This window comes from Pseudomonas sp. F9001 (assembly GCF_013385435.1).
In the GTDB taxonomy this organism is placed as follows: Bacteria; Pseudomonadota; Gammaproteobacteria; order Pseudomonadales; family Pseudomonadaceae; genus Aquipseudomonas.
This window is the reverse complement of record NZ_JACAPX010000008.1, coordinates 145215-165980: the sequence shown is the minus strand read 5'-3', so window position 1 is coordinate 165980 and position 20766 is coordinate 145215. Positions and strand designations below refer to the sequence as shown.

Annotated in this window: 22 protein-coding genes; 12 read left to right on the top strand and 10 right to left on the bottom strand. The window is 60.7% G+C overall.

Going from position 1 to position 20766, the window contains the following annotated elements; all coding sequences use genetic code 11:
- Window positions 1–27: 27 nt before the first annotated feature.
- From HX818_RS06590 to HX818_RS06580, 3 genes are read right to left on the bottom strand one after another with little or no spacing between them, the layout of a single operon-like run.
- Window positions 28–867 carry a cache domain-containing protein gene (locus HX818_RS06590; RefSeq protein ID WP_177019678.1) on the bottom strand — a complete coding sequence of 280 codons (840 nt, stop codon included), beginning with the start codon at window positions 865–867 and terminating at the stop codon, window positions 28–30.
- A gap of 55 nt (window positions 868–922) precedes the next feature.
- Window positions 923–1393, bottom strand: coding sequence for a cyanase (gene cynS / locus HX818_RS06585; protein ID WP_003210659.1), 471 nt, complete (start codon window positions 1391–1393; stop codon window positions 923–925).
- A 29-nt stretch (window positions 1394–1422) separates the two neighbouring features.
- Window positions 1423–2064, bottom strand: coding sequence for a carbonic anhydrase (locus HX818_RS06580; protein WP_177019677.1), 642 nt, complete (start codon window positions 2062–2064; stop codon window positions 1423–1425).
- A gap of 112 nt (window positions 2065–2176) precedes the next feature.
- On the opposite strand from HX818_RS06580, the gene cynR reads away from it, so the two are divergent.
- The gene (cynR, locus tag HX818_RS06575) at window positions 2177–3043 is read left to right on the top strand and encodes a transcriptional regulator CynR (protein ID WP_177019676.1); all 867 of its coding nucleotides are present in this window, start codon (window positions 2177–2179) and stop codon (window positions 3041–3043) included.
- Here the strand turns inward: cynR and HX818_RS06570 are convergent.
- Window positions 3018–3794, bottom strand: coding sequence for a transporter substrate-binding domain-containing protein (locus tag HX818_RS06570; protein WP_008437921.1), 777 nt, complete (start codon window positions 3792–3794; stop codon window positions 3018–3020). The two genes, cynR and HX818_RS06570, sit on opposite strands and share 26 nt — an antisense overlap.
- A gap of 387 nt (window positions 3795–4181) precedes the next feature.
- On the opposite strand from HX818_RS06570, the gene HX818_RS06565 reads away from it, so the two are divergent.
- From HX818_RS06565 to HX818_RS06540, 6 genes are all read left to right on the top strand, one after another.
- Window positions 4182–5555 (top strand): glutamine synthetase family protein, encoded by a 1374-nt coding sequence (locus HX818_RS06565; protein WP_003210664.1) that lies wholly within the window; start codon window positions 4182–4184, stop codon window positions 5553–5555.
- Window positions 5556–5700: 145 nt separating this feature from the next.
- Window positions 5701–6351, top strand: a complete 651-nt coding sequence (locus tag HX818_RS06560; protein ID WP_003210665.1) for a class I SAM-dependent methyltransferase — start codon at window positions 5701–5703, stop codon at window positions 6349–6351.
- 122 nt (window positions 6352–6473) lie between these two features.
- On the top strand, window positions 6474–7607 hold the full coding sequence (rnd, locus tag HX818_RS06555; RefSeq protein WP_003210666.1) for a ribonuclease D: 1134 nt from the start codon (window positions 6474–6476) through the stop codon (window positions 7605–7607).
- Window positions 7604–7897 (top strand): YcgL domain-containing protein, encoded by a 294-nt coding sequence (locus tag HX818_RS06550; RefSeq protein ID WP_003210667.1) that lies wholly within the window; start codon window positions 7604–7606, stop codon window positions 7895–7897. The genes rnd and HX818_RS06550 overlap by 4 nt, the downstream gene beginning before the upstream one ends.
- 116 nt (window positions 7898–8013) lie before the next feature.
- Window positions 8014–8946 (top strand): D-2-hydroxyacid dehydrogenase, encoded by a 933-nt coding sequence (locus HX818_RS06545; protein ID WP_003210668.1) that lies wholly within the window; start codon window positions 8014–8016, stop codon window positions 8944–8946.
- Window positions 8947–9068: 122 nt separating this feature from the next.
- Complete coding sequence (locus HX818_RS06540) at window positions 9069–12542, top strand: hypothetical protein (protein WP_177019675.1); 3474 nt, start codon at window positions 9069–9071, stop codon at window positions 12540–12542.
- A gap of 80 nt (window positions 12543–12622) precedes the next feature.
- Here HX818_RS06540 and HX818_RS06535 read toward each other — a convergent pair whose 3' ends face one another.
- Window positions 12623–13222: a nitroreductase family protein gene (locus HX818_RS06535; protein WP_008437924.1), complete on the bottom strand. Its 600-nt coding sequence runs from the start codon at window positions 13220–13222 to the stop codon at window positions 12623–12625.
- A 153-nt stretch (window positions 13223–13375) separates the two neighbouring features.
- Here HX818_RS06535 and HX818_RS06530 point away from each other — a divergent pair, with 153 nt between their 5' ends.
- Both HX818_RS06530 and HX818_RS06525 read left to right on the top strand, forming a co-directional pair.
- Window positions 13376–13825 (top strand): YcgN family cysteine cluster protein, encoded by a 450-nt coding sequence (locus HX818_RS06530; protein WP_003210671.1) that lies wholly within the window; start codon window positions 13376–13378, stop codon window positions 13823–13825.
- 12 nt (window positions 13826–13837) lie between these two features.
- Window positions 13838–15076, top strand: coding sequence for a hypothetical protein (locus HX818_RS06525; RefSeq protein WP_177019674.1), 1239 nt, complete (start codon window positions 13838–13840; stop codon window positions 15074–15076).
- A gap of 106 nt (window positions 15077–15182) precedes the next feature.
- Here the strand turns inward: HX818_RS06525 and HX818_RS06520 are convergent, their stop codons facing one another.
- From HX818_RS06520 to HX818_RS06510, 3 genes are all read right to left on the bottom strand, one after another.
- The gene (locus HX818_RS06520) at window positions 15183–15533 is read right to left on the bottom strand and encodes a DUF2892 domain-containing protein (protein WP_003210673.1); all 351 of its coding nucleotides are present in this window, start codon (window positions 15531–15533) and stop codon (window positions 15183–15185) included.
- A gap of 69 nt (window positions 15534–15602) precedes the next feature.
- Window positions 15603–16070 (bottom strand): RNA methyltransferase, encoded by a 468-nt coding sequence (locus HX818_RS06515; protein ID WP_003210674.1) that lies wholly within the window; start codon window positions 16068–16070, stop codon window positions 15603–15605.
- Between the two features lie 163 nt (window positions 16071–16233).
- Entirely contained in the window at window positions 16234–16608 is a 375-nt protein-coding gene (locus tag HX818_RS06510) for a YajD family HNH nuclease (RefSeq protein WP_003210675.1), read from the bottom strand.
- Window positions 16609–16756: 148 nt separating this feature from the next.
- Between HX818_RS06510 and HX818_RS06505 the strand changes: the two genes are divergently transcribed.
- Together HX818_RS06505 and rarD are read left to right on the top strand one after the other, a co-directional pair.
- Window positions 16757–17671 (top strand): ParB/Srx family N-terminal domain-containing protein, encoded by a 915-nt coding sequence (locus tag HX818_RS06505; RefSeq protein WP_008437929.1) that lies wholly within the window; start codon window positions 16757–16759, stop codon window positions 17669–17671.
- Window positions 17672–18244: 573 nt separating this feature from the next.
- Entirely contained in the window at window positions 18245–19129 is an 885-nt protein-coding gene (gene rarD, locus HX818_RS06500) for an EamA family transporter RarD (protein WP_032899734.1), read from the top strand.
- A 34-nt stretch (window positions 19130–19163) separates the two neighbouring features.
- Here rarD and HX818_RS06495 read toward each other — a convergent pair whose 3' ends face one another.
- Entirely contained in the window at window positions 19164–19850 is a 687-nt protein-coding gene (locus tag HX818_RS06495; RefSeq protein ID WP_003210678.1) for a spermidine synthase, read from the bottom strand.
- A gap of 78 nt (window positions 19851–19928) precedes the next feature.
- Between HX818_RS06495 and HX818_RS06490 the strand changes: the two genes are divergently transcribed.
- On the top strand, window positions 19929–20216 hold the full coding sequence (locus HX818_RS06490) for a hypothetical protein (protein WP_003210679.1): 288 nt from the start codon (window positions 19929–19931) through the stop codon (window positions 20214–20216).
- On the opposite strand, the gene HX818_RS06485 is transcribed toward HX818_RS06490, so the two are convergent.
- Complete coding sequence (locus HX818_RS06485) at window positions 20213–20686, bottom strand: cyclic nucleotide-binding domain-containing protein (protein WP_003210680.1); 474 nt, start codon at window positions 20684–20686, stop codon at window positions 20213–20215. The genes HX818_RS06490 and HX818_RS06485 overlap by 4 nt on opposite strands.
- Window positions 20687–20766 lie beyond the last annotated feature (80 nt).

Here is a 20766-nt window from a genome sequence, read left to right as displayed (position 1 = left end):
GCGTTCCAGCATTTAAATAGGTGACCTTCACGGGCTGTAATACCCCACAGCCACCATGAAATGTCCGGTTTTGCGCAAATACGCATGCTTGTTCTCAACCTTTCCGGTCACCGGATTTTTCCAGCGGTACTTGTATTCCCCCTGATCCTGCTCGGCCATGACCGCCAGGATCGGCTCACCCACCGGCTTCCCGTCGGGATCCTTGATCTTGCTGAAATCCGTATTCACCAACCGCGGAGTCGTGCCATGGGCCACGTAGCGCTGGGTGTCGAGGTCAACCACAAACACATACAAATCGTCCTGTAGAAAACCACCCTGCATGGCGTTGATCGCCTTGAGCGTTCCAACCGGGTCTTTCTCCAGCGCCTTGACGGCTTTGTTTCGCAGCGCTCTGGCATGTTCCGGCGTCGCCCGCGGCAGGTAGTAGCCAACGGCCAAAATCCGCTGCCCGACGCGCTGGTAATACACATGCTTGCGTTCCACCTTGCCGTCATTCCAGTTCTGCCACCGGTAATCGGCCTGCTGGATGCCACTGCCTTCCGGCACCGCCAACGCCTCCTTGAACGACTTGTTCAAATCCGGCCCCAGTACCTCGGAAACATCGCGCCCGATCAACGCGGAAGAGGGCCCGCCACTCGCCAGCAGCACGCCCTTGGTGTTGACCACGAACACATAACGGTCCTGGTCGACGAATTCACCCTGGCGGCTGAACGCCGCAAAAGCCTTGTCACCGTTCGTCTGGTAATACGCCAAGGCCTTTTCCAGCAAGGCCTTGGCGGCTTGGGCATCCGCCTCCTCAGCGGTGGCGGCGTGCACCTGGCCAACACATAACAGCAGCAGCCAGGTGGCTCGGAGCATTGCCTTCATTACCCGTCCCTCGTTCTTGTTGGTGTGCCAAGAGCGTAGACGGTTTGCCGGCAAATCAGAACGGTTTGGTCGGCAGGTATTTGCCATCCAGGGTGATCACCGCGCGGGAGCCGCCGTCCGGGTCTTCGACCTTCTTGATGTCCAGCTTGAAGTTGATCGCGCTGATGATGCCGTCGCCAAATTGTTCGTGCACCAGAGCCTTGAGGGTCGAACCGTAGACCTGCAGCATTTCATAGAAACGGTACATGGTCGGGTCCGTCGGCACGCCGCCCGGGAAGCTGCCGCGCAGGGGCACGGTTTGCAGCAGGCGGCTGGCGTCCTGGTCGAGGCCAAGCTTGTCGCAGACCACATCGGCAGCGTCCTTGGGCAGCGGATGCTGGCCGAGCAGGGCGGCGGTGACGAACGCCAGGCTCAGGCCGGTGCCGTCAGTGAGGTCCTGCCATGACAGGTTCTTGCGCGCCTTGATGTCGATGACGGTGTCGGCCAGGGCCAGGCGTGGGGATTGGGCGAATTGGGATTGCAACATGGTGATGTCCTCTTGGGTTTGAATAAGGTTCAGGCGGCGTGGGCACGGGTGGCCGGGTGGTCGAGCAGCGACATGAAGCGCCCGCTGCGGCCATCCAGGGCGTCGATGGCGCCGCTTTCGATATCGTAGACCCAGCCGTGCAGGCTCAAACGGCCTTGTTCCAGGGCCAGGGCCACGGAAGGGTGGGTCTTGAGGTTGGCCAGTTGGGCGACCACGTTTTCCCGTACCAGCGAGTTCAGCCGGTCGGCATCCGATGCGTGAGTGCGGGCGGCATTGATCACCTTGGCCGACTCGGCGTGGCGCAGCCAGTTGGCCACGGCGGGTAAGTGATCCAGGCATTTGCAGGTGGAGATCGCGGTCATGGCGCCGCAGTCGGAGTGGCCGCAGATCACGATGTCGCTGACGCCGAGAACGGCCACTGCGTATTCGACGGTGGCCGACACGCCGCCAGGCTCCGGCCCGTAGGACGGGACGATGTTGCCGGCGTTACGGATCACAAACAGGTCACCGGGTTCCTGCTGGGTCAGCAGTTCCGGGACTACGCGGCTGTCGGAACAAGACACGAACAACGTGCCGGGGTTTTGCGTGGTAGCCAGGTGTTTGAACAGGTCGCTGCGTTGAGTGAAGGCTTCACCCTGGAACTTGCGGAAGCCGTCGATGAGATCTTGCATGGTGGTTCTCCTTGCGTCGCTGATGGGGCAAGGATGGAAGTTTTCAGCTATAGCGTCCAAGACCGGCTTATTATGTTTTCTATAAGTCATGCCTATAGTTGGAGCGCCTTCCATGTTGCTGCGTCATATCCGCTACCTGCTGGCCGTTGCCGAGCACCGTAATTTCACCCGGGCGGCGGAGGCGCTGCATGTGTCGCAGCCGACCTTGTCGCAGCAGATCCGGCAACTGGAAGACACTCTCGGTGCGCCACTGCTGGACCGTTCCGGCAGACGCGTCAGCCTGACCGATGCAGGCGAGGCCTATGTGCGGTTTGCGCGCCTGGCCTTGCAGGATCTGCAGGCCGGCACCCGCGCCATGCATGACGTGCAGGACCTGAGCCGTGGCAGCTTGCGCCTGGCGATGACGCCGACATTTACCGCTTACCTGATCGGGCCGCTGCTGGCGCGATTTAACGGGCTGTATCCGGGGATTACAGTGAGTGTCGAGGAGCTGACCCAGGACCGCATGGAGGCGGCACTGACGGAGGATTTGCTGGATATCGGCATCGGTTTTACCGGCGAGCATTTGCCGGATATCGAGTGTGAAGGGGTGTTTGTCGAGGCGTTGAGCGTAGTGGTGAGCGCCGGTCATCCCGGCATTGATCGACAGTCGTGGCTCCAGCAGCCGTTGGTGCTGCTGAATGCCGGCTTCGCCACGCGTCGCTATATCGATGAGTATTTTCGCAGCCAGGCGGTGAAACCGCTGATCACCATGGAGGCCAATTCCATCAGCGCGATTATCGAAATCGTACGAAATACGCAGTTGGCGACCATCCTGCCCAGCGCGATTGCCCTGGTGCAGCCGGGGTTGCAGGCGGTGCCGCTGAGCCCGCCGTTGCCGCAACGCACGGCGGCGTTGCTCAGCCGCAAGGGAGGCTATCGCAGTGCTGCGTGCAGGGCGTTTGTCGAGCTGGTCAGGGCGCAGCCAGCCACTGATTGATGATGCCGTCGTACACGCCGGTCACCGTGCTCAAGTGCAGCCACTGGTCCACATAACTCTTCCATGCGACATCATCGCGGGGCAGCAGGAACGCTTTCTCGCTGTACTGCATGTACCGCTCGGGATTCACCGCGCACAGTCCCGGCTTGAGCTTCTGCTGATACCGCGCCTCGCTGGCGTCGGTGATCATCACGTCCGCCTTGTTCGCCAGCAGTTCCTCGAAAATCGTCACGTTATCCGGGAACAGCGTCAGTTGTGCCTTGCCCAAATGCGCCCGCGCAAATACTTCATTGGTGCCGCCCGCAGGCTCGATCACCCGTACCTGCGGCTGGTTGATCTGCTCCACCGTCTGATAGCGCTGCACATCGGCGCAACGCACCAGCGGGATCTTGCCGTCGACGCCCAATGGTTGGCTGAAAAACGCCTTTTTCTGCCGCTCCAGGGACACTGAAATACCACCCACCGCAATATCACAGCGCTGGGCCAGGAAGTCCGGCATCAGGGTTTTCCAGGTGGTCGGCACCCACTTCACCTGCACCCCAAGGCTCTTGGCCAGCGACTGGGCCATCGAAATGTCGATGCCTTCGTAGCTGCCGTCCGGGCGTAAATAGCTGTAGGGCTTGTAGTCGCCGGTGGTACAGACGCTCATTTCGCCGCGCTGGAGCACTTCATCCAGGCGCGACGCGGGGCTGTCGGCCAGGGCCTGGGCAGACAGGCCGGCCAGCAGGGAAAGGGTCAGCAATGCTTTCATGCGGTCGGGTCCTTGGGCATGGGCAGGGCCGCCATTATTTGCAAATGTTTAGCCACGGCACAACCAAACTCCATCAAGACTGGATTTAACGGCTTAACCTCGCGTGTGAGGCTGCCCGGCATCTCTTTACTGTGAATCCCGCATGGACGGTTCCCCCGACACACACCCTGAGACATCGCCAGGCGCCACCGCGTCCAGCCGTCCGGATCGTCGTCGAGTCACCGCTGATGCCCTCCCTTCCGAACTCGCCTTCTGGGCGCTCTGGCACTGCCGCCACGCGCGCCCACCGGACACCTTTCTCCTACGTTGATTTGCCCGAATGGATGCCCCGCGCATCTGCCCGGCAGCGCCCGCGCGCCTGCCTGACGCGAACGTATGAGAATGCCCATGAGCACGCCCTTTGCCACCCTGCACGAAGCCCAGTCCTTTCTTGAGCAGAACCCGGATATCGAGATGTTCGAGCTGTTCATCCTCGACAACAACGGTGTGCCTCGCGGCAAACTGCTGCACCGCGATGAACTGCTGGCGGTCTATGAAAGTGGCCGGCCGCTGCCGAGTACCATCCTCGGCCTGACCATCAATGGCGACGACGTGGAGAACTCCGGGCTGGTCTGGGAAGTCGGTGATATCGACTGCCGCGCTTACCCGGTCAGCGGCAGTTTGCAGCGCATGCCGTGGCGCCTGATCCCGACGGCAGCAGTGCAAGTCAGCATGCACCCCACCGAAGGCATGCCCGCTACCGTGGCCGATCCCCGGCACCTGCTGGCCAGGGTGATTGACGACCTCAAGGCCGACGGCTATTACCCGGTGATGGCGGCGGAGCTGGAGTTCTATTTGCTCGACCAGAAACCCGACAGCAACGGCCGCCCGCAACCGGCGCGGGATGTCGACGGCGGGCGCCCGCGCTCGACCCAGGTCTACGGCCTGCGGGAGCTGGAGCAGATCGAACCGTTCCTCGCCGACCTCTACAGCGCCTGCAAACTCCAGGGTATCCCGGCGCGCACGGCGATTTCCGAATACGCCCCGGGCCAGGTGGAAATCACCCTGGAGCATCGCAGCGATGCCCTGCAAGCCATGGACGAGGCGGTGCGTTACAAGCGCCTGGTCAAGGGCGTAGCCCACAAGCACGGGATGACCGCGTGTTTCATGGCCAAGCCGTTCGACGATCTGGCCGGCACCGGCATGCACATGCACGTCAGCCTGGCGGACCGCGACGGCAATAACCTGTTTGCCAGCGAAGCACCCGACGGCACGCCGCTGTTGCGCCACGCGGTGGGCGGCATGCTCAGCACCTTGCTCGACTCGTTGCTGATGTTCTGCCCCAACGCCAACTCCTATCGACGCTTCCAGACCAACAGCTACGCGCCGCTGGCCGCGACCTGGGGCGTGGACAACCGCACCGTCACACTGCGGGTGCCCGGCGGACCGGCGTTTTCCCGGCATATCGAACACCGTATCTGCGGCGCCGACGCCAACCCGTACCTCGCGGCGGCCGCGATTCTGGCCGGTATCCACCGGGGCATCCGCGAACAGCGCGACCCCGGCGCGCCGGTGGAGGGCAACGGTTATGCCCAGGCCAAGGAGTTGCTGCCCACCGATTGGCTGACCACCTTGCGTGCGCTTGAAGGCTCGGTTTGGGCGCGTGAGGCGTTCGGCGGCGAATTCCTCGGCGTGTACCTGGCGGTCAAGCGGGCCGAATACCGTCAGTTCATGGGCGAGGTGGGCGAGCAGGATTGGCGCTGGTATCTGCACCAGGCCTGAAGATGAAGGCGCTGATCACAGACAGTTAACAGACAGGCAGCGGGCTGGATACTGGATCTGCATTAACGGCGAACAATCCTTCGACCTTTTTTTCACGAGACGGTGGTTAAGCTGCGAATGTCTGATCCATTAACAGAGTCGTGTGATGCCGTCGCAACCGCCGTCTTCCATCGAGATTGAATTTGCCGAACGCGCTGGCCAGCAGCATGCCCTGGTCTGCGCCGACACGCGTCCGCCGGGGCTGTTGCGGCGCCTGGGGTTGTGGCGCGATGAGCAATTGGTGCGCCGTGCACTGAAGATCGCCGGCGAGCCAGGGCTGATTCTCGACCTGGCGTGCGGCTCCGGGCGCTTTTGGCCGGTGCTGGCCGAGCACAGCAACCGGGTGATCCTGGCGTCGGACAATTCCCAGGACATGCTCGACCACGCACGTACCCACCACGCGCCGGGCTTGCTCAAGCGGATCAAGACCTTCCAGGGCTCGGCATTTTCCATCGGCCTTTCGGCCAACGCGGTGGACTGCATTTTTTGCCTGGAGTTGTTTCGCCATGTGCCAACGGCAGAAGGGCGCCTGGCCCTGCTCGGTGAGTTTCATCGGGTAAGCCGCGACACGGTAATCGTCTCGGTCAACAGCGACAGCGGGTACCGGGCGTTGCAGCCTGGCCCGGCGGCAGTTGCCAGCCACCGGGCGCAAGTGGAGGCGGAGTTTCGCCTGGCGGGTTTCAAGGTCCTCGGTCAACAGGAGTTCATGCCCGGCTCAGCCATGTGGCGGGTGTATGTCCTGCGTAAGAGAGGATAAGTACCGACTGTCGGACTATTCTTCAGCTCCTATAAGAGTTTTCATGGCGGATGCTGTACTGCGAATGCTCGCAACTCCCTTTCGCGATATATACTGCGCGCCATTCTTCAAGGGAGAGCCGTGTGGCCATCGATATTCACTGGATCTGCGACAACGATAGCCTCGGCCAGCACTGCGCCGAATGGCAGCAGTTGCCATTCGTCGCCCTCGACACCGAATTCATGCGGGTCGACACTTTTTATCCCATTGCCGGGCTGATCCAGATCGGTGATGGCGTGCGCGCTTACCTGATCGACCCCCTGACCATCGACAACTGGCAACCCCTGGCCGCCTTGCTGGAGAACCCGGCGGTGATCAAGGTGGTACACGCGTGCAGCGAAGACCTGGAAGTGTTGCTGCGCCTGACCGGCAGCCTGCCGGTGCCGTTGTTCGACACGCAACTGGCGGCGGCCTACCTGAACCTCGGTTTCTCCATGGGCTATTCGCGGTTGGTGCAAGCCGTCCTCGATATCGAGTTGCCCAAGGGCGAGACCCGCTCCGACTGGTTGCAGCGGCCATTGTCCGAGACGCAAATCAGCTACGCCGCCGAAGACGCGGTGCACCTGGCAGAAGTCTACACACGCCTGCGCCCGAAGCTTTCCGACGACAAATACGCCTGGGTCCTGGAAGACGGTGCCGAACTGGTGGCCAACCTGCGCCGCGAAGTCGACCCGTACGAGGTTTACCGCGACGCCAAGCTCGCCTGGAAACTCTCCCGTGCCCAGCTCGCCGTATTGCGCGAACTGTGCGCCTGGCGCGAACAGCAAGCCCGTGCCCGTGACCTGCCGCGCAACCGGATCATCCGTGAGCACTCGTTATGGCCCCTGGCCAAATCCCAGCCGGATAACCTCGCCGCGCTGGGCAAGATCGAAGACATGCACCCGCGCACCGTGCGCCAGGACGGCGAGTTCCTGCTGGGCCTGATCAAGCGCGCCGGCAGCGTGCCCATGGACCAGTGGCCACCGGCGGTTGCCGAGCCATTGCCGGTGGACGCGGCCACGCTGATCAAGCAACTGCGCGCCCTGGGCCAGGCCGAGGCCGAACGCCTGGACATGGCGCCGGAACTGATGCTGCGCAAGAAAACCCTTGAAGCCCTGGTCAAGAGCGGCTACCCCGAGGGGCCTTACCAATTGCCAGATTCGCTGCGTGGCTGGCGCCGCGAACTGATGGGCCAGGCGCTGCTGGACAGCCTGGCCACTGCCGGAGAACAGCCTTGAAACGTATTTGCTCTATCTATCGCAGCCTCAAACGAAACGAGATGTACCTCTACGTGCTGAAAAGCGATGCACTGGAGCGCGTGCCGGAAAGTCTGCTGGCCGCCTTCGGCAAGCCGCACCACGCCTTCGACCTGGTGCTGAGCCCGGAGCGCAAGCTGTCCCGCGAGGACATCACCGTGGTTCTGGAGAACCTCGAAAAGCAGGGTTACCACCTGCAAATGCCGCCGGCCGAGGACGAGTACATCGAACACTTGCCCGAAGAGCTGCTGCGACGCAATGACCCGATGTGATCGGTCAGTGCCCCGTCCGGGGCACATCATCTATGGAATTCAATTTTTGGCGGCGGCCGCACGGTACAGTGAACTGGACCGGCGGCCGCCTGCAGTGTTTTTGAAAGGTTTGAACCATGCGCGTTCTGATTGCTGAACACGATCACCCGCTGTACGCCCGGCTGCTGCGCGAAGCGGCGCCGGACCTTGAGGTCATGACCAGCGGCGACTCCGCCGAATTGTCGCGCCTGGCGGCCGATTGCCCGGTGTGGCTGGGCCAGCCGGATCTTCTGGCCACCTTGCTGCGCCAGGGGCACCAGCCACAATGGCTGCAATCCACCTGGGCCGGCATCACGCCGCTGCTGGCCGACGGCCTGCCGCGGGATTACCGCCTGACCCGCGCCGTGGGCATTTTTGGCCAGGTGATGGCCGAATACGTGCTGACTTACATGCTTGGCCATGAGCGTGAAGTGCTGGCGCGGCTGGTCAGCCAGGTCGAGCGCAAGTGGGATAACCGCATGGGCCAGAGCCTGGCGGGGCGCAAAGTGCTGATCGTCGGTACCGGTGATATCGGCCGCAGCGTTGCGCAATTCCTGCAGCCGTTTGGCGTTGAGCTGTACGGCATTGCCAGTGAGGCCCGTGAGCAGGCGCCGTTTGTCGAAGTTGCCGGGCTCGACGCGTTGCCGCGCCTGGTGGGTGAGGTGGACTACGTGGTCAACCTGCTGCCCAACACGCCGAACACCCACGATTTGTACAATGCGGCGCTGTTCAAGCAGTTCAAGCCGACCGGGTTGTTCATCAACGTCGGGCGCGGTGTGGCGGTGGTCGATGCGGACCTGGTGGAAGCGTTGAAGGAAGGCCATCTGGCCGGCGCGGTGATTGACGTTTGCCGTCAGGAACCATTGCCCCAGCGCCATCCGTTCTGGACCGCCTGGGGCTTGCTGTTGACCGGCCACAGCTCGGCGCCGACTTCGCCGGGGATGATGGTGCAATTATTTGTCGAGAATTTGCGCGCGTACCAGGCGCAGGAAACGTTGCGCGGCGAAGTGAGTTTCGAGCGCGGTTACTGACAGCGCGAAGGCTCGGCAACGCGTGTTGCCGGGCGCTTACAAATTTCTGCAAACACTAATCAGATGTTCGTTTCGCAGGCCGTATGTGAGGCTCGTACCCCTCTCCAGATGGGTACATTCTCATGTTGAATGCTGGCACTGTGTCTCTCCCTCCACGGGTAACTCCGCAACTTTCCCTGCTTTCTACCGAGCCGGCGGCGCTCCCTCTATTGCCCTCTGCTCTGGGTGCTACGGCCGATCGCGATACGCTGGCCCTCGCCCCAGTCCCCCGGCAATCCGGTCTCACCGCGGCGTTGGGCGACCGCGAGAATCTGCGGACACTGGGCCAGAAGCTCAACGAAATCGCCAGCCGTCTTGGCGTGAATGCCAGCCCTCAAGCGGTGCTGGCCGCGCTGCAAACGACACCGATGCAAATACACCCCGACTCGTCCTACCCGACCCAGGCGGGTAAAGCGGCGACGGTAGAGACCTTTCTCGGAAGTATCGGCTTGGGGTTGCCCACCAATCATTTTCAGCTGACCGGTCATGCCCATGCGGTGATTGACAGGGCACTGGAGCATCCGCTCGGCAATTTTGGCGGCGGGTTGTCCTGGCCTGTTCCCATGAGCGCCGCTGAACAGCGCAGGGTACTGGCGGCGGCTACCGACCATGGCAGCCAGAACCCCAATGCACCACACATCGGCGCAAGCGTGGGTGTACTGGAATATCTGAACGCGAACCAGCCGTTGTCGGGCGAGGCATTGGCTGATCCTGCCAAGGCACTCGAAACCCTCGTCAGCTCCACCCGCGGGCAGGCACTGGGGCAAGCCATCCGGGATCAGCTCGGGGGCGTCGCCACCGATGCCAGCGTGAACGAATACGCACTGAGCGCAATCCACCTGCTGCTGGATCCCGAGTCCATTACGGCGCCGCACCGAAACCGTGTGGCAGGTTTCGACCTCGCGCAACAGGCCCATTGGGGCAAGCCGGCTTCGACAGTACTCGAGCGCCTGAGCACTTACCTGCACGAAAATCACAAGACCAGTCCCGAGATGGCCAAGGCCGGCGCCTATTTGTTACTGGCACGAAAGGCGCCCGAGTTTTTGATCAAGGACATCCCCGACCGCGTGACCTACGGCAGCCCTGCCTGGGTAAGCCTCGCGGTCGCAGCGGCGGCCATAGAGGCGCAGTTCCCCGGAAAGGTGGCGCACATGACCTTTGCCCAAGTCATGTCCAGCGCGGAAAACGCGATCCTGACGAATCGAGCCGCCGCCGAACATGCACAAAAGGCGGCATTGGTGGACTGGGCCGTGGTCAACGGGATCGTCACATGCCAGCCAGGTGATCATTACAGCGACGATGAGATAGACCGTGCAAGGACGGCATTCAACGCACAACTGAAGTCGACGCTTGCGGCTACCGGTTTGTTGGAAGCCGAGATTCCAAGCCGTAAAGACATTGCGTTGGCTCATTTGAAGGAGCGGTTTGGCGAACACGTACCTTTTGAAGAGAAACGACTGAAGGTCGTTGACTCGAAACAACCGTCAGCCCAACCACTTTATGATCCGAACCGGGCGCCCGGCGGGCTTTTCTCGTTGTTGGACATCGCCATGAGCGGACTTGGCCAATACCCATGGGAAACCAGGGACCCGAGCATTGCCGAGGCAATCAAAGGCAAGAGCCTGGATTTCAGCGTGAACAAAATCTTCAACGAAGAATTTGAACAAGCAATCACTTCTCGCCAGCAAGGGGTTCGCAGCGTCATCAAGCACCTTGTCGCAACACTGCCCTTGGTTGACCGGGAAAACCTGGAGTTTGCAAAGCTCGAGTTTTTTCAGAAAAACACTTATGAACTGGGCCTCGACTTCACCTCTAAAAAACGGCAGGGCGCGGAAAACAAACTGTGGGTCAAGGCCACCGGAAGGAATGGCAACACTGTTTATGAAATTGATTTGAACGCAGGTGCAATCAAGTCGGTGCCGGCCTCGGAGTTAACAACAAAACGCGAGCGGCAGGCCAACAAGGAGTTCAAGACGGAGCCCTTCAAGCCCAAGACCGTGAGCGAGGCTGCCCTTGGCCAAAAGAGCCAGGACGGCTTGTCAACGCCGCCCCTCAGTTTTTCCAGTGCGCGAACCCAGCACATTGCCGATGCCTTTGTTGAGCATCTTGATCTCGACAGTGATGACATAAAAACCTATGCCCGGGGGGTCACCTCGTTCGATAAACAAATGGCAACCGAGTGGAACGTCACCCACTTTTTTCTTGACCTGATTCCGCTCAGGTCAGCCATCGTGAATTTTTCCAGGGGCAACCACCTGGAAGGGGCCAGTGACCTGGCGCTGGATGTCTTTGGTTTTGTCACGGCGGGCGCGGGTGTGGCGGCGAAAGTCACGAAGGCGGGGGCCAAGGTCGCGAGCGCCGCCGCCAAGGCCATTCAAGTGGCAAAAGTCATCGGTGTGGCTGCCATTCAAGCATTCAACCCATTGGATGGCTTCAGCGAACTGGTCGCGGGCGGTGCCCGGTTGCTGGGCAAAGGCGCCAACTTTGTACGCGCCACGGGTGCAGAGGTGGTCAACAAGCTCAGGGGCGCGAGCGGCAGCTATGACCTGTTGAAGGCTGCCAGTAAACACTATGACGCAGCAGCGACGGGTACCTTCAAGGTCGCCGGGCAAAGCGTTGATGGAGGCGCGGTACTCCAGAACGGTCGATGGTATGCGTTTGATGTGGACAGGATGCGGCCTTACGGCAGCCCTCTTGAAGGCTTCACCGCAAAAACGAGTGCGATGGATGGGGCGATCATCACCACGCCTGCCGAGCCGGGCAGCGCCCTGAACAACCGGTTGCTTGGCGACTACAGCGTGGCCGAATCGAAAATAGCCGGGCTTGCGCGCAACAGTCAGGGGATCTATGTGGCGGCGGACGGTCACTTGTCCCACATCCGCCATACCGATACTGCCGGCAACACTGCGGTCTACGAAGTGCGGCAAGTGACTCGCACCGCCGACGGTGCCGTACAGGCGCAGATTTATCACAACAACCGGCAAACGCCGCTGCTGGTGCAGCACCTTCAGGGGGACCAATGGCAGCGCCTGGGGGCACGCGGCGGTAACCCGCCTTCTGTGGCATCAGACCTGGGGCCGGAAATTGGCGGGGGCGGTGAGGGGACGATCTACGACAGTCTCGACGGGAAAAGTGTCTATAAGGACTATGGCCCTTCATCCATGACTTCTGCCGACGACTTTGTCGATAACGAGACCCTGTGCCTGAACAGCTATTACGGTGACGGCTTTGCAACCACGATATTTGAAAATGGTCGCCGTTATTTGAAAATGGGCAAGCTGGACGGGGTGGATGTAAATACCCTGGCAAGGGGAAGTTTGCCCCCAGAGGCCAGGCTTTTACTGGATGACACATTTCGGCGCATGGAACAGAAAAATCTCTACCACAACGATCTGCAGTTAAGTAATTTCCTGTATTCAGCGAGGGATAATAAAATCTATCCAGTGGACTTGAACGCAAACGGTCTTGAAGACATGACACCGTTTCTCGCCAATATGTACAAGCGTGATCGAGACGAGCTGCGCAGGGCCTATTACGCGCTGATCGCCAAGGCGTAGCTGCACTTGTGGCGGGTGTACCCTGCTGTGATCGCAGCAGCAGGGTTTTGACGTGACCGTCAACGACTGCCAGAGCGTGTTCAGTCCTGGTGGTTGAAGTCGCCTTCGGACACCAGCTCGTTCAATGGACGACGCGGGCTCGGGGTTTCCCGGGCTTGCAGGTAGTCGGCCAGGGTCGATTTGTCGCCGAGCTTGCCAATCGCCACCGCAGCGTGCAGGGCGTAACCTTCAGGAATCTTCAGTTCCTTGCGGGTCAGTTCCTGGTCGAAACCGGCCATGCCGTGGGTGTGCCAGCCGCTGAGGCTGGCTTGCAGCGCCAGGTGGCCCCAGGCCGAGCCGGTGTCAAAGGTGTGCCACAGGGCCGGGGTTTCTTCGGTGGCACCAGGCACGGCAAAGGTCGTCTTCGACGCGACGATCACCAGGGCCGAGGCATGCTGCGCCCAGCCACGGTTGAATTCGTTCAGCAGGCCCAGGAAACGTTCCCAGTTCGGCGTGTCGCGGCGCGCATAGAGAAAACGCCATGGCTGCGAGTTGTAGGCCGAAGGTGACCAGCGCGCGGCTTCGAAGAAGCTCAACAGGGTGTCCACCGGGATGCTTTCGCCGGTGAAGGCGCGCGGCGACCAGCGGTCGGTGAATTGTGGGTGGATCGGATAGTCGGCGACGCGTGGGTTGCTGCTCATTGGGCTGATCCTGATGAAAAACCGGGGTTCAAAACTACTTCGCCGCCGGGTGGCTGACAAGTCTTGTTCTACCGACAGTCGTAAGCGCTTGGCCCCGGGGGCCATGGGCACTAGACTGGCGGCCTTTTAACATACCGATATTGATGTAGAGCCATGGCCGCCAAAGTCGAACCTTTCTGGATCCGCAAAACCCTCGAACAACTCGACCAGGATGAGTGGGAGTCGTTGTGCGACGGCTGCGGCCTGTGCTGCCTGCAAAAGCTCGAGGATGAAGACGACAACAGCGTCTACTACACGCGCATCGCCTGCAAACTGCTGGACCTGAAAACCTGCCAGTGCACCGATTACCCCAACCGTCGCGCCTCGGTGCCCGATTGCATCCAGCTCACTCCGGGCCAGGCCGACCAGTTCAAATGGCTGCCGCCCACCTGCGGTTACCGGCTGGTCAGCGAGCGCAAGGACTTGCCGCTGTGGCACCACCTGGTCTGCGGCGATCGCGACGCTGTGCACCAGGAACGCATTTCCCAGTCCGGGCGCATGCTCAGCGAAGGCAGCGTGCCCGAGGATGACTGGGAGGATTACCTGATTTTTCGTGCAGGCTGAGAAGGAGTGTGTATGACGGTTGGAGCCAGGCTGGCGGCGAGCCTGCTGTTGTTGGTATTGAGTGCGCCGGCGTGGGCGGCGAAGAAAGTTGACCTGGACTATCACGTCAAGCTGTTGCCCCAAAGTGATCAGGCAGAAGTGCGCCTGAGCCTGTCCCAAGGCTCGGCGGTGCGCAGCCTCAACTTCGACCTGGGCCGCGACGGCGACTACAGCGACTTCAAGGCCGATGGCCAGTGGCAAGTGTTGCCGGGCAATACCCCGGGTGACAGCCGCGGCCTGTGGCAACCGAGTGCCGACAAGGCCAGCCTGACCTACCGTGTACGCCTCACCCACGCGCGCAAGAAAGGCGTCTATGAAGCGCGGATGACCCCGAGTTGGGCGCTGTTTCGCGGCGAGGACCTGGTGCCCACTGCACGTCTGGATCAACAGGACGGCATTGAACTGGAGTCGCGTCTGGTGTTTGAACTGCCAGCCGGCTGGAAAAGCGTCGAGACGTCCTGGCCGCGCATCGGCAAGAACAAATTCCGCATCGATAACGTTTCCCGCCTGTTTGACCGGCCCACCGGCTGGATGCTCGCGGGTACGCTGGGCAGTCGCAGGATGCGCCTGGGGGAAACCGAAATCACCGTGGCGTCGCCCAAAGGGCAAGGCATGCATCGCATGGATGTGCTGACCTTGCTGACGTTTGTCTGGCCGCAAGTGCAAGCGGCATTCCCACGGCACCCGGCGAAATTGCTGGTGGTGGGCGCCAGTGACCCGATGAGGCGCGGTGCGTATTCGGCGCGGGACTCGATTTACCTCAACAGCCGTACGCCGTTGGTCAGCGAGAACGGCAGCAGCCCGTTGATCCGTGAAGTGGTGCAGGCTATCGGCCGCTTCAACGACCACCAGGGCAGCGATTGGATCAGCGAGGGCTTGGCGCAGTACTACGCCATTGAGCTGATGCGCCGCGCAGGGGGGATCAGCGACGATCGTTATGCCGCCCTGCAGGCCCGGCTGGCCAATGACGGCAAGGACGTGACCACCTTGCGGGTCGAGCACGCCAATAGCGCGACCGTCTCACGAGCGGTGGTGTTGTTGCAGGAGCTGGACCGCGAGATTCGTGTGAAAACCCACAACAAGCGTTCGCTGGATGATTTGACCCAGGCGGTGATGCGTCTGAACAGCATCAGCACCAAGGAATTTGTGCAGCTGGGGGAGAGCATTATTGGCGAGTCGTCGGTAGTACTCGATACCAAACTGCTGCACTGAAACCAAGGTGGGAGCGGGCTTGCTCGCGAAAGCGGTGTATCAGAAACACAGTCAGTGACTGACACTCCGCTTTCGCGAGCAAGCCCGCTCCCACATTTGATCGGTGTTAACCCACAGTTTTGCTGGCGTTTTCAGCCGCCACTTCAGCCTTGGTCTTGAGGTTTTTCAGTTCCTCACCGGCGCGTTCGATCTTGGTTCGCACGCTGTTCATTTCCTGGCGGCTGCGCTCCAGCAACTCTTTCGCCGAGCTATGCCCGCTGATCCCGCGTGCCAGCGCTACGCCGCCAATCGCCACCTGGATCAAACCGAAAAAGCCGCCACGGCGCAGGCCTTTGCCCATCATCACCACACCGCCAGCCAGGGAGCCGATGCGTTCCCAGCCCTGGACGTTTTGCGTGGGTTGGGGCTCGAACGGGGTGGACCGGATAACGGGTCGCAGGGTTTTGCTGTCGCTCATGATCTGTCTCCAACAAGGGCTGATTGATATGCAGCTGACTGCACACAGGCCGCGGATGTTCCCAAAAAATCAGTATTTGGGGCCCGAACGGGTGTTGTTGCCCTTGGCCAGACGGTCGTAAAGCACCACGTTGACGGTGGCGGCGAGGTTCATGCAACCGGTGGTCGGGATGTAGATCACGTCTTCACACCAGTCGCGAATCTCTTTGTCGAGGGAGCCGTCTTCCGGGCCGAAGATATACAGCGCACGGTCCGGATGGGTGTATTCGGGGAGAGGGCGGGCGCCTTCCACCAGCTCGACGGCGACGGGGATGCAGCCCAGGGGCAGGATCTTTTTCAGGTCGTCGATACCGATCAGCGGAATGTCGTGGTGGACCTTCTTGGTGTCGGTAATGAAGTCCCGGGCCCGCTCATAGCGCTTGCCGGTGTAGAACACCGAGGCCACGCCGTAGCAGCCGGCGGCGCGCATCACCGAGCCGACGTTTTCGGGGGATTTGGGGTTGTACAGACCGATGCAGCTGTAGCGTTTATTGCCCACGGGAGAGGGTGCCTTCGAGAAAAACCGCGATTATACGGCCTCGGGCTAATGCATTGCTTGGGCGATCGCTATCGCGGGCAAGCCCGGCTCCCACATTTGGAATGCAATCCCTTGTGGGAGCCGGGCTTGCCCGCGATGAGGCCGTCACATTCAGCGAAGATACTCAGTCGTCTTTCTTCATCAACCCGGCCAACGCCGCAAACGGGTTGTGCGTCGCCTTGGCGATCGTCGGGCTGCTGGTGGAGCCTTCGCCGAAATACTGCTGGTCGGTATAACGCGAGTGTTCGTTGTCGTGGCAATACAGGCACAGCAACTCCCAGTTGGAGCCGTCCTGGGGGTTGTCGTCATGGTTGTGGTTGCGGTGGTGCACGGTCAGTTCGCTCAGGCGCTTGCCGGCGAATTCACGGGCGCAGCGGCCACACACGTGGGGGTACATCTTCAGGGCTTTGTCGCGGTAGCCCATTTCCCGGTCGCGCTGGGCATCGGCGAGGATGCGGTCCAGCTTGGCGGTGTGGGAGGGCGGGTTGGTCGAGCTCATCATGGCTCCTGTCTTTTAGTGGATCACGGATAGCGTTGATTCTAGCTGCTTGCGGGCTAATAAACCTCCGGCTTTTTCAGGCGCGGTCATACCGGTGAGGGGGATTGTTTGTAGTATCGACGATACTGAATCATAAGGAGCGGTACTCATGCGGATGCATTCATGGTTGTGGGCGCTGCTGTTGTGCGCCGTCAGTGTTCAGGTCCAGGCGTTTTCCACGCCCCAGCCAGGCCAGGTGATCAATGTGGCGCTGGAGCAGCTCCACCCGACCCAGGCCGTCATCGGTTTTGATCAGATTCATTACAAGCTGGGGGTATTTGCCGAGTCGCCCAAAAAAGTGTTCGACGAATATTGTGAAACCAACGGCCAGGGCGGTGTCGACAAGGTGCCTGAAGATGCCGATCTGCATAAGCCAGGCAGCTTCACCTGCAAAGACCCGGTGGGCGCTCACGTGGCGGACATGAAAACCGTGGTGGTCGGCCCCGCTGGCCAGTTGTACCTCACTGACGGCCACCACTCGTTCAGTACCTTGTGGGAGCAGCCAGGTGCCGGCGCCAAACTGAAGATGTGGGTGCGGGTCACCGATAACTTCAGCGACAGTCCCGACCTGGCGACTTTCTGGAAACGCATGGAGCAGGGCCGCAAGGTCTGGCTCAAGGACGGCCAGGGCAAGACCATCACGCCTGAGCAAATTCCGGCACACCTGGGCTTCAAGGACCTCGGCGACGATATGTTCCGCAGCCTGGTTTACTTCTCCCGCAAGGCGTCCTACGGCAAGCCGACCTCTGGTGAGGTGGTGCCGGAATTCCTGGAGTTTTACTGGGGAGGATGGTTGCGCACGCAGATTGACCTCGGCGCGTTCAACCTGAACAAGCAAGGCGGGTATGAAAAGGCAATCGAGGCGGTAGCCAAGCGCATGGTCAGCCTGGCGCCCGAGGCACCGGTAGGGGACAGCGGCTTCAGCGCCCGGCAGTTGGGCGGCTTCACGTCACTTGACCGCAAAGAACTGAACGATACGTTCAAGAAGAAAGTGCCCTACGTTATCGACAGTAGAAGTAACTAAGTGACGAACCGGCAGGGGCGGCCTTGTACTGTTTCTGTCGGGCGTATAACGGCTTAATATACAGTAAAGATCCGGCAAATATCGATTTAAATGCCGTGGGGCATTTAATTGGCTTCAGGGTGATAAAGTGTTGGACTAACTTTGCCATTTTGTTTAATGTGGCGCCTCTTGGCCTACTGCCGTTAGTGTGTTCTGTGGTGGCGTCAGGTAGTCAATACGTCAGGTCTTTCCTGGCGACTGTCAGTTTCCCGCAAGCCGGGCTTTCCTTTCACGATATCAACCCCTGTGGTTGACGTTGTGGCGTTTCAAATCAGAAGCGCTCATCCAGAGCGTACTGCTTCCAATAACCGAAGTCGGGTGGTTGAAGTGTCTGATGATCGTCGTGCAAATAATAAAAGATCGACGCGTTACCCTGTTGTTATAACTTGAAGATTCGGGATAGGTGTCCTGTGCAAGTTGTAAGTTTATGGTGCCCGTTAATAAACTTCTGATGTTCATCTCACTGACATTCACACTGCGTGAATGCAACGGCCTGCTTCAATTGAATACATGCAATTTTTTGTAGAGGCTGTTGTGTCTAAAGGCGTTGTTCTGGCGGTTTCCGCTTCCTTCCTGTTTGGTGTGCTGTATTTCTTTACCTCCCTTCTTGAACCCTTGAATGGCCAGCAGATATTTGGCTGGCGAATGCTCATCTCCTTGCCCTTCATGACGTTGCTGCTGTGCCTGTCCGGGGATTGGAAGTGGGTGCCGTTGATCTACAAGCGTCTGCGGGAGAAACCCGCGTTGCTGCCCTGTGTCGTGCTCACCAGTGCCCTGGTGGGTGTGCAGTTGTGGATCTTCATGTGGGCGCCCCTCAATGGCCACGGCCTGGATGTGTCGCTGGGCTATTTCCTGTTACCGCTGACCATGGTCATCACCGGGCGCATCGTTTACGGCGAACGCCTTTCCCATCTGCAAAAAATTGCCGCTGCGCTGGCGGCGGTGGGCGTGGCCAACGAGCTGTATCGCACGGGCGGGTTCTCCTGGACCACCCTGGTGGTGTGCGTCGGTTATCCGCTGTATTTCGTAGTGCGCAGGCGTTGTGGCACCGACAACCTCGGCGGGCTGTGGCTGGACATGATGCTGATGATTCCGGTCGCGCTGTGGTTCGTCCTCGGTAGTGAGCCCATCAACGAGACCCTGGCGCAGCGCCCGGCGCTCTATTGGCTGGTGCCACTCATGGGGTTGGTCAGCGCGGCGGCGGGTTATTCCTACATCCTGGCCAGCCGGCTGTTGCCGTTCAGCCTGTTCGGTTTGCTCAGTTACGCGGAACCGGTGCTGCTGGTGGCCGTGTCGCTGATGCTGGGAGACGCTCTCAAACCGGGCCAATGGATGACCTACCTGCCGATCTGGCTGGCGGTGGTGGTGTTGGTGCTGGAAGGCTTGAGGCATTTGAATCGACTGCGCCGGTCGATCTGACCTACGACCCGCGCAGTGAATTCAGGCGGCTGTTTCAGCCCTTGAGTTTCTCGGCAATCCAGATGGTATGCCGCGTGCCCTTGTTGCCATGGGCAAACACTTGCACTTCCTCGGCCTTGAAGCCGGCCTTGCGCAGTTTGTCGCTGAACTGCTTGTCGGCGCTGGCCGACCACACCGCCAGCACGCCCTTGGGCCGTAGCGCCTTGGCGCAGGCGCTTAGGCCACCGGCGGAATACAGCCAGCTGTTGGCTTTTTGCGTCAGGCCTTCGGGGCCGTTGTCGACGTCCAGCATGATTGCGTCAAACCCCTGGGGCTCGGCCTGCAGCACCTTGGCCACGTCTTCCAGACGGATCACGGTGCGCGGGTCCAGCAGCGGGCGGCCGGACTTTTCCCCCAGAGGGCCACGATTCCACTCGACCACGCCGGGCACCAGCTCGGCAACCACCACTTCGGCAGTCTTGCCCAAATGCTTGAGCGCTGCCGCCAGGGTGAAGCCCATGCCCAGGCCGCCAATCAACACCCTGGAGCCGGGCCGACCGGCGACTTTGCGGCACGGAATCTCCGCCAGCGCATCCTCGGAACCGTGCATGCGCGTGTTCATCAACTGGCCACCGTCACCGCCCTGAATCTTGATGACAAAATCCTCACCGTACTCGAACAGGCACAAGGCACCGCCGTTGTCGGGGATCGGAGTGGTGTCCAGCAGAACGAAACGTTTCATGGAAATCTCATTGGGAAGGGCATTCTTGCGCGGTTGGGAGTAGCCTTACGACTTTACGGTCAGGCCATGGAGCCATCGATGAAGTGCAGCATTCTAACGGTCATTGTGTGGAGCGCGCTCGCCCTTGGCGGTGTGGCCCAGGCTCAGGAGTCGCAAACCGTGCCGATTACCCCCGCGCCCACGGCGGGTTCACCGGGTACTGCAACGCCCACGCCTTACCCGCAAGTCACGCCACCGGCAACGCCAAAGGCGGCCGGCAGCGGTGAGCCATTGTTGGCGCCGATCGTGCTGCCCGCGCCGCCGAAGGACCAGACGATCCCCGGCTTGCAGCAAAACGACATCAAGCCCAAGACCCCAGGCGGCTAAAACTGCTGGGACAGCAATTGCCCGTCCGCCATGCGCAGGCGCCTGGACAGGGCGATAGCAATCGCACGAATGATCTTGGCCGCGATTTTCGGTGCATCGTTGAGCATCTTTTCCAGGGAATCCTTGCCCAGGTTCAACAGCACGCAATCGCTGGCCGCCACACAGCTGGCGGAGCGGCGCTCGCCGTCCAGCACAGCCATCTCGCCAAAGGTCCGCCCGCTGCGCAAGGTGGCGATAGTCAGGCGCTGGCCTGCATGGTTGGTCTTCTGCACCGCCACCTGGCCTGAGTGAATGATGCACATGAAGGTGCCCGCGTCGCCCTCGAGGAAAATCACCTCATCGCGGGCGATGCTGCTGATGTTGAAATAGCCCGCCGCTACGTGGAAGTCTTCCGGCAGCAACGGGTCGAACAGGCCGCAATCCATCAGCATGTCGCGGATTTCGTTATTGAGTAAGGTCGGTTCTGGCATGAGGCTTACAGTCTTTGTCCATAAATCGTGCAGGGCGCGCCCGGCGGTCAAGTGTTCAGACCGGCCCGCCAGGCGGAGTT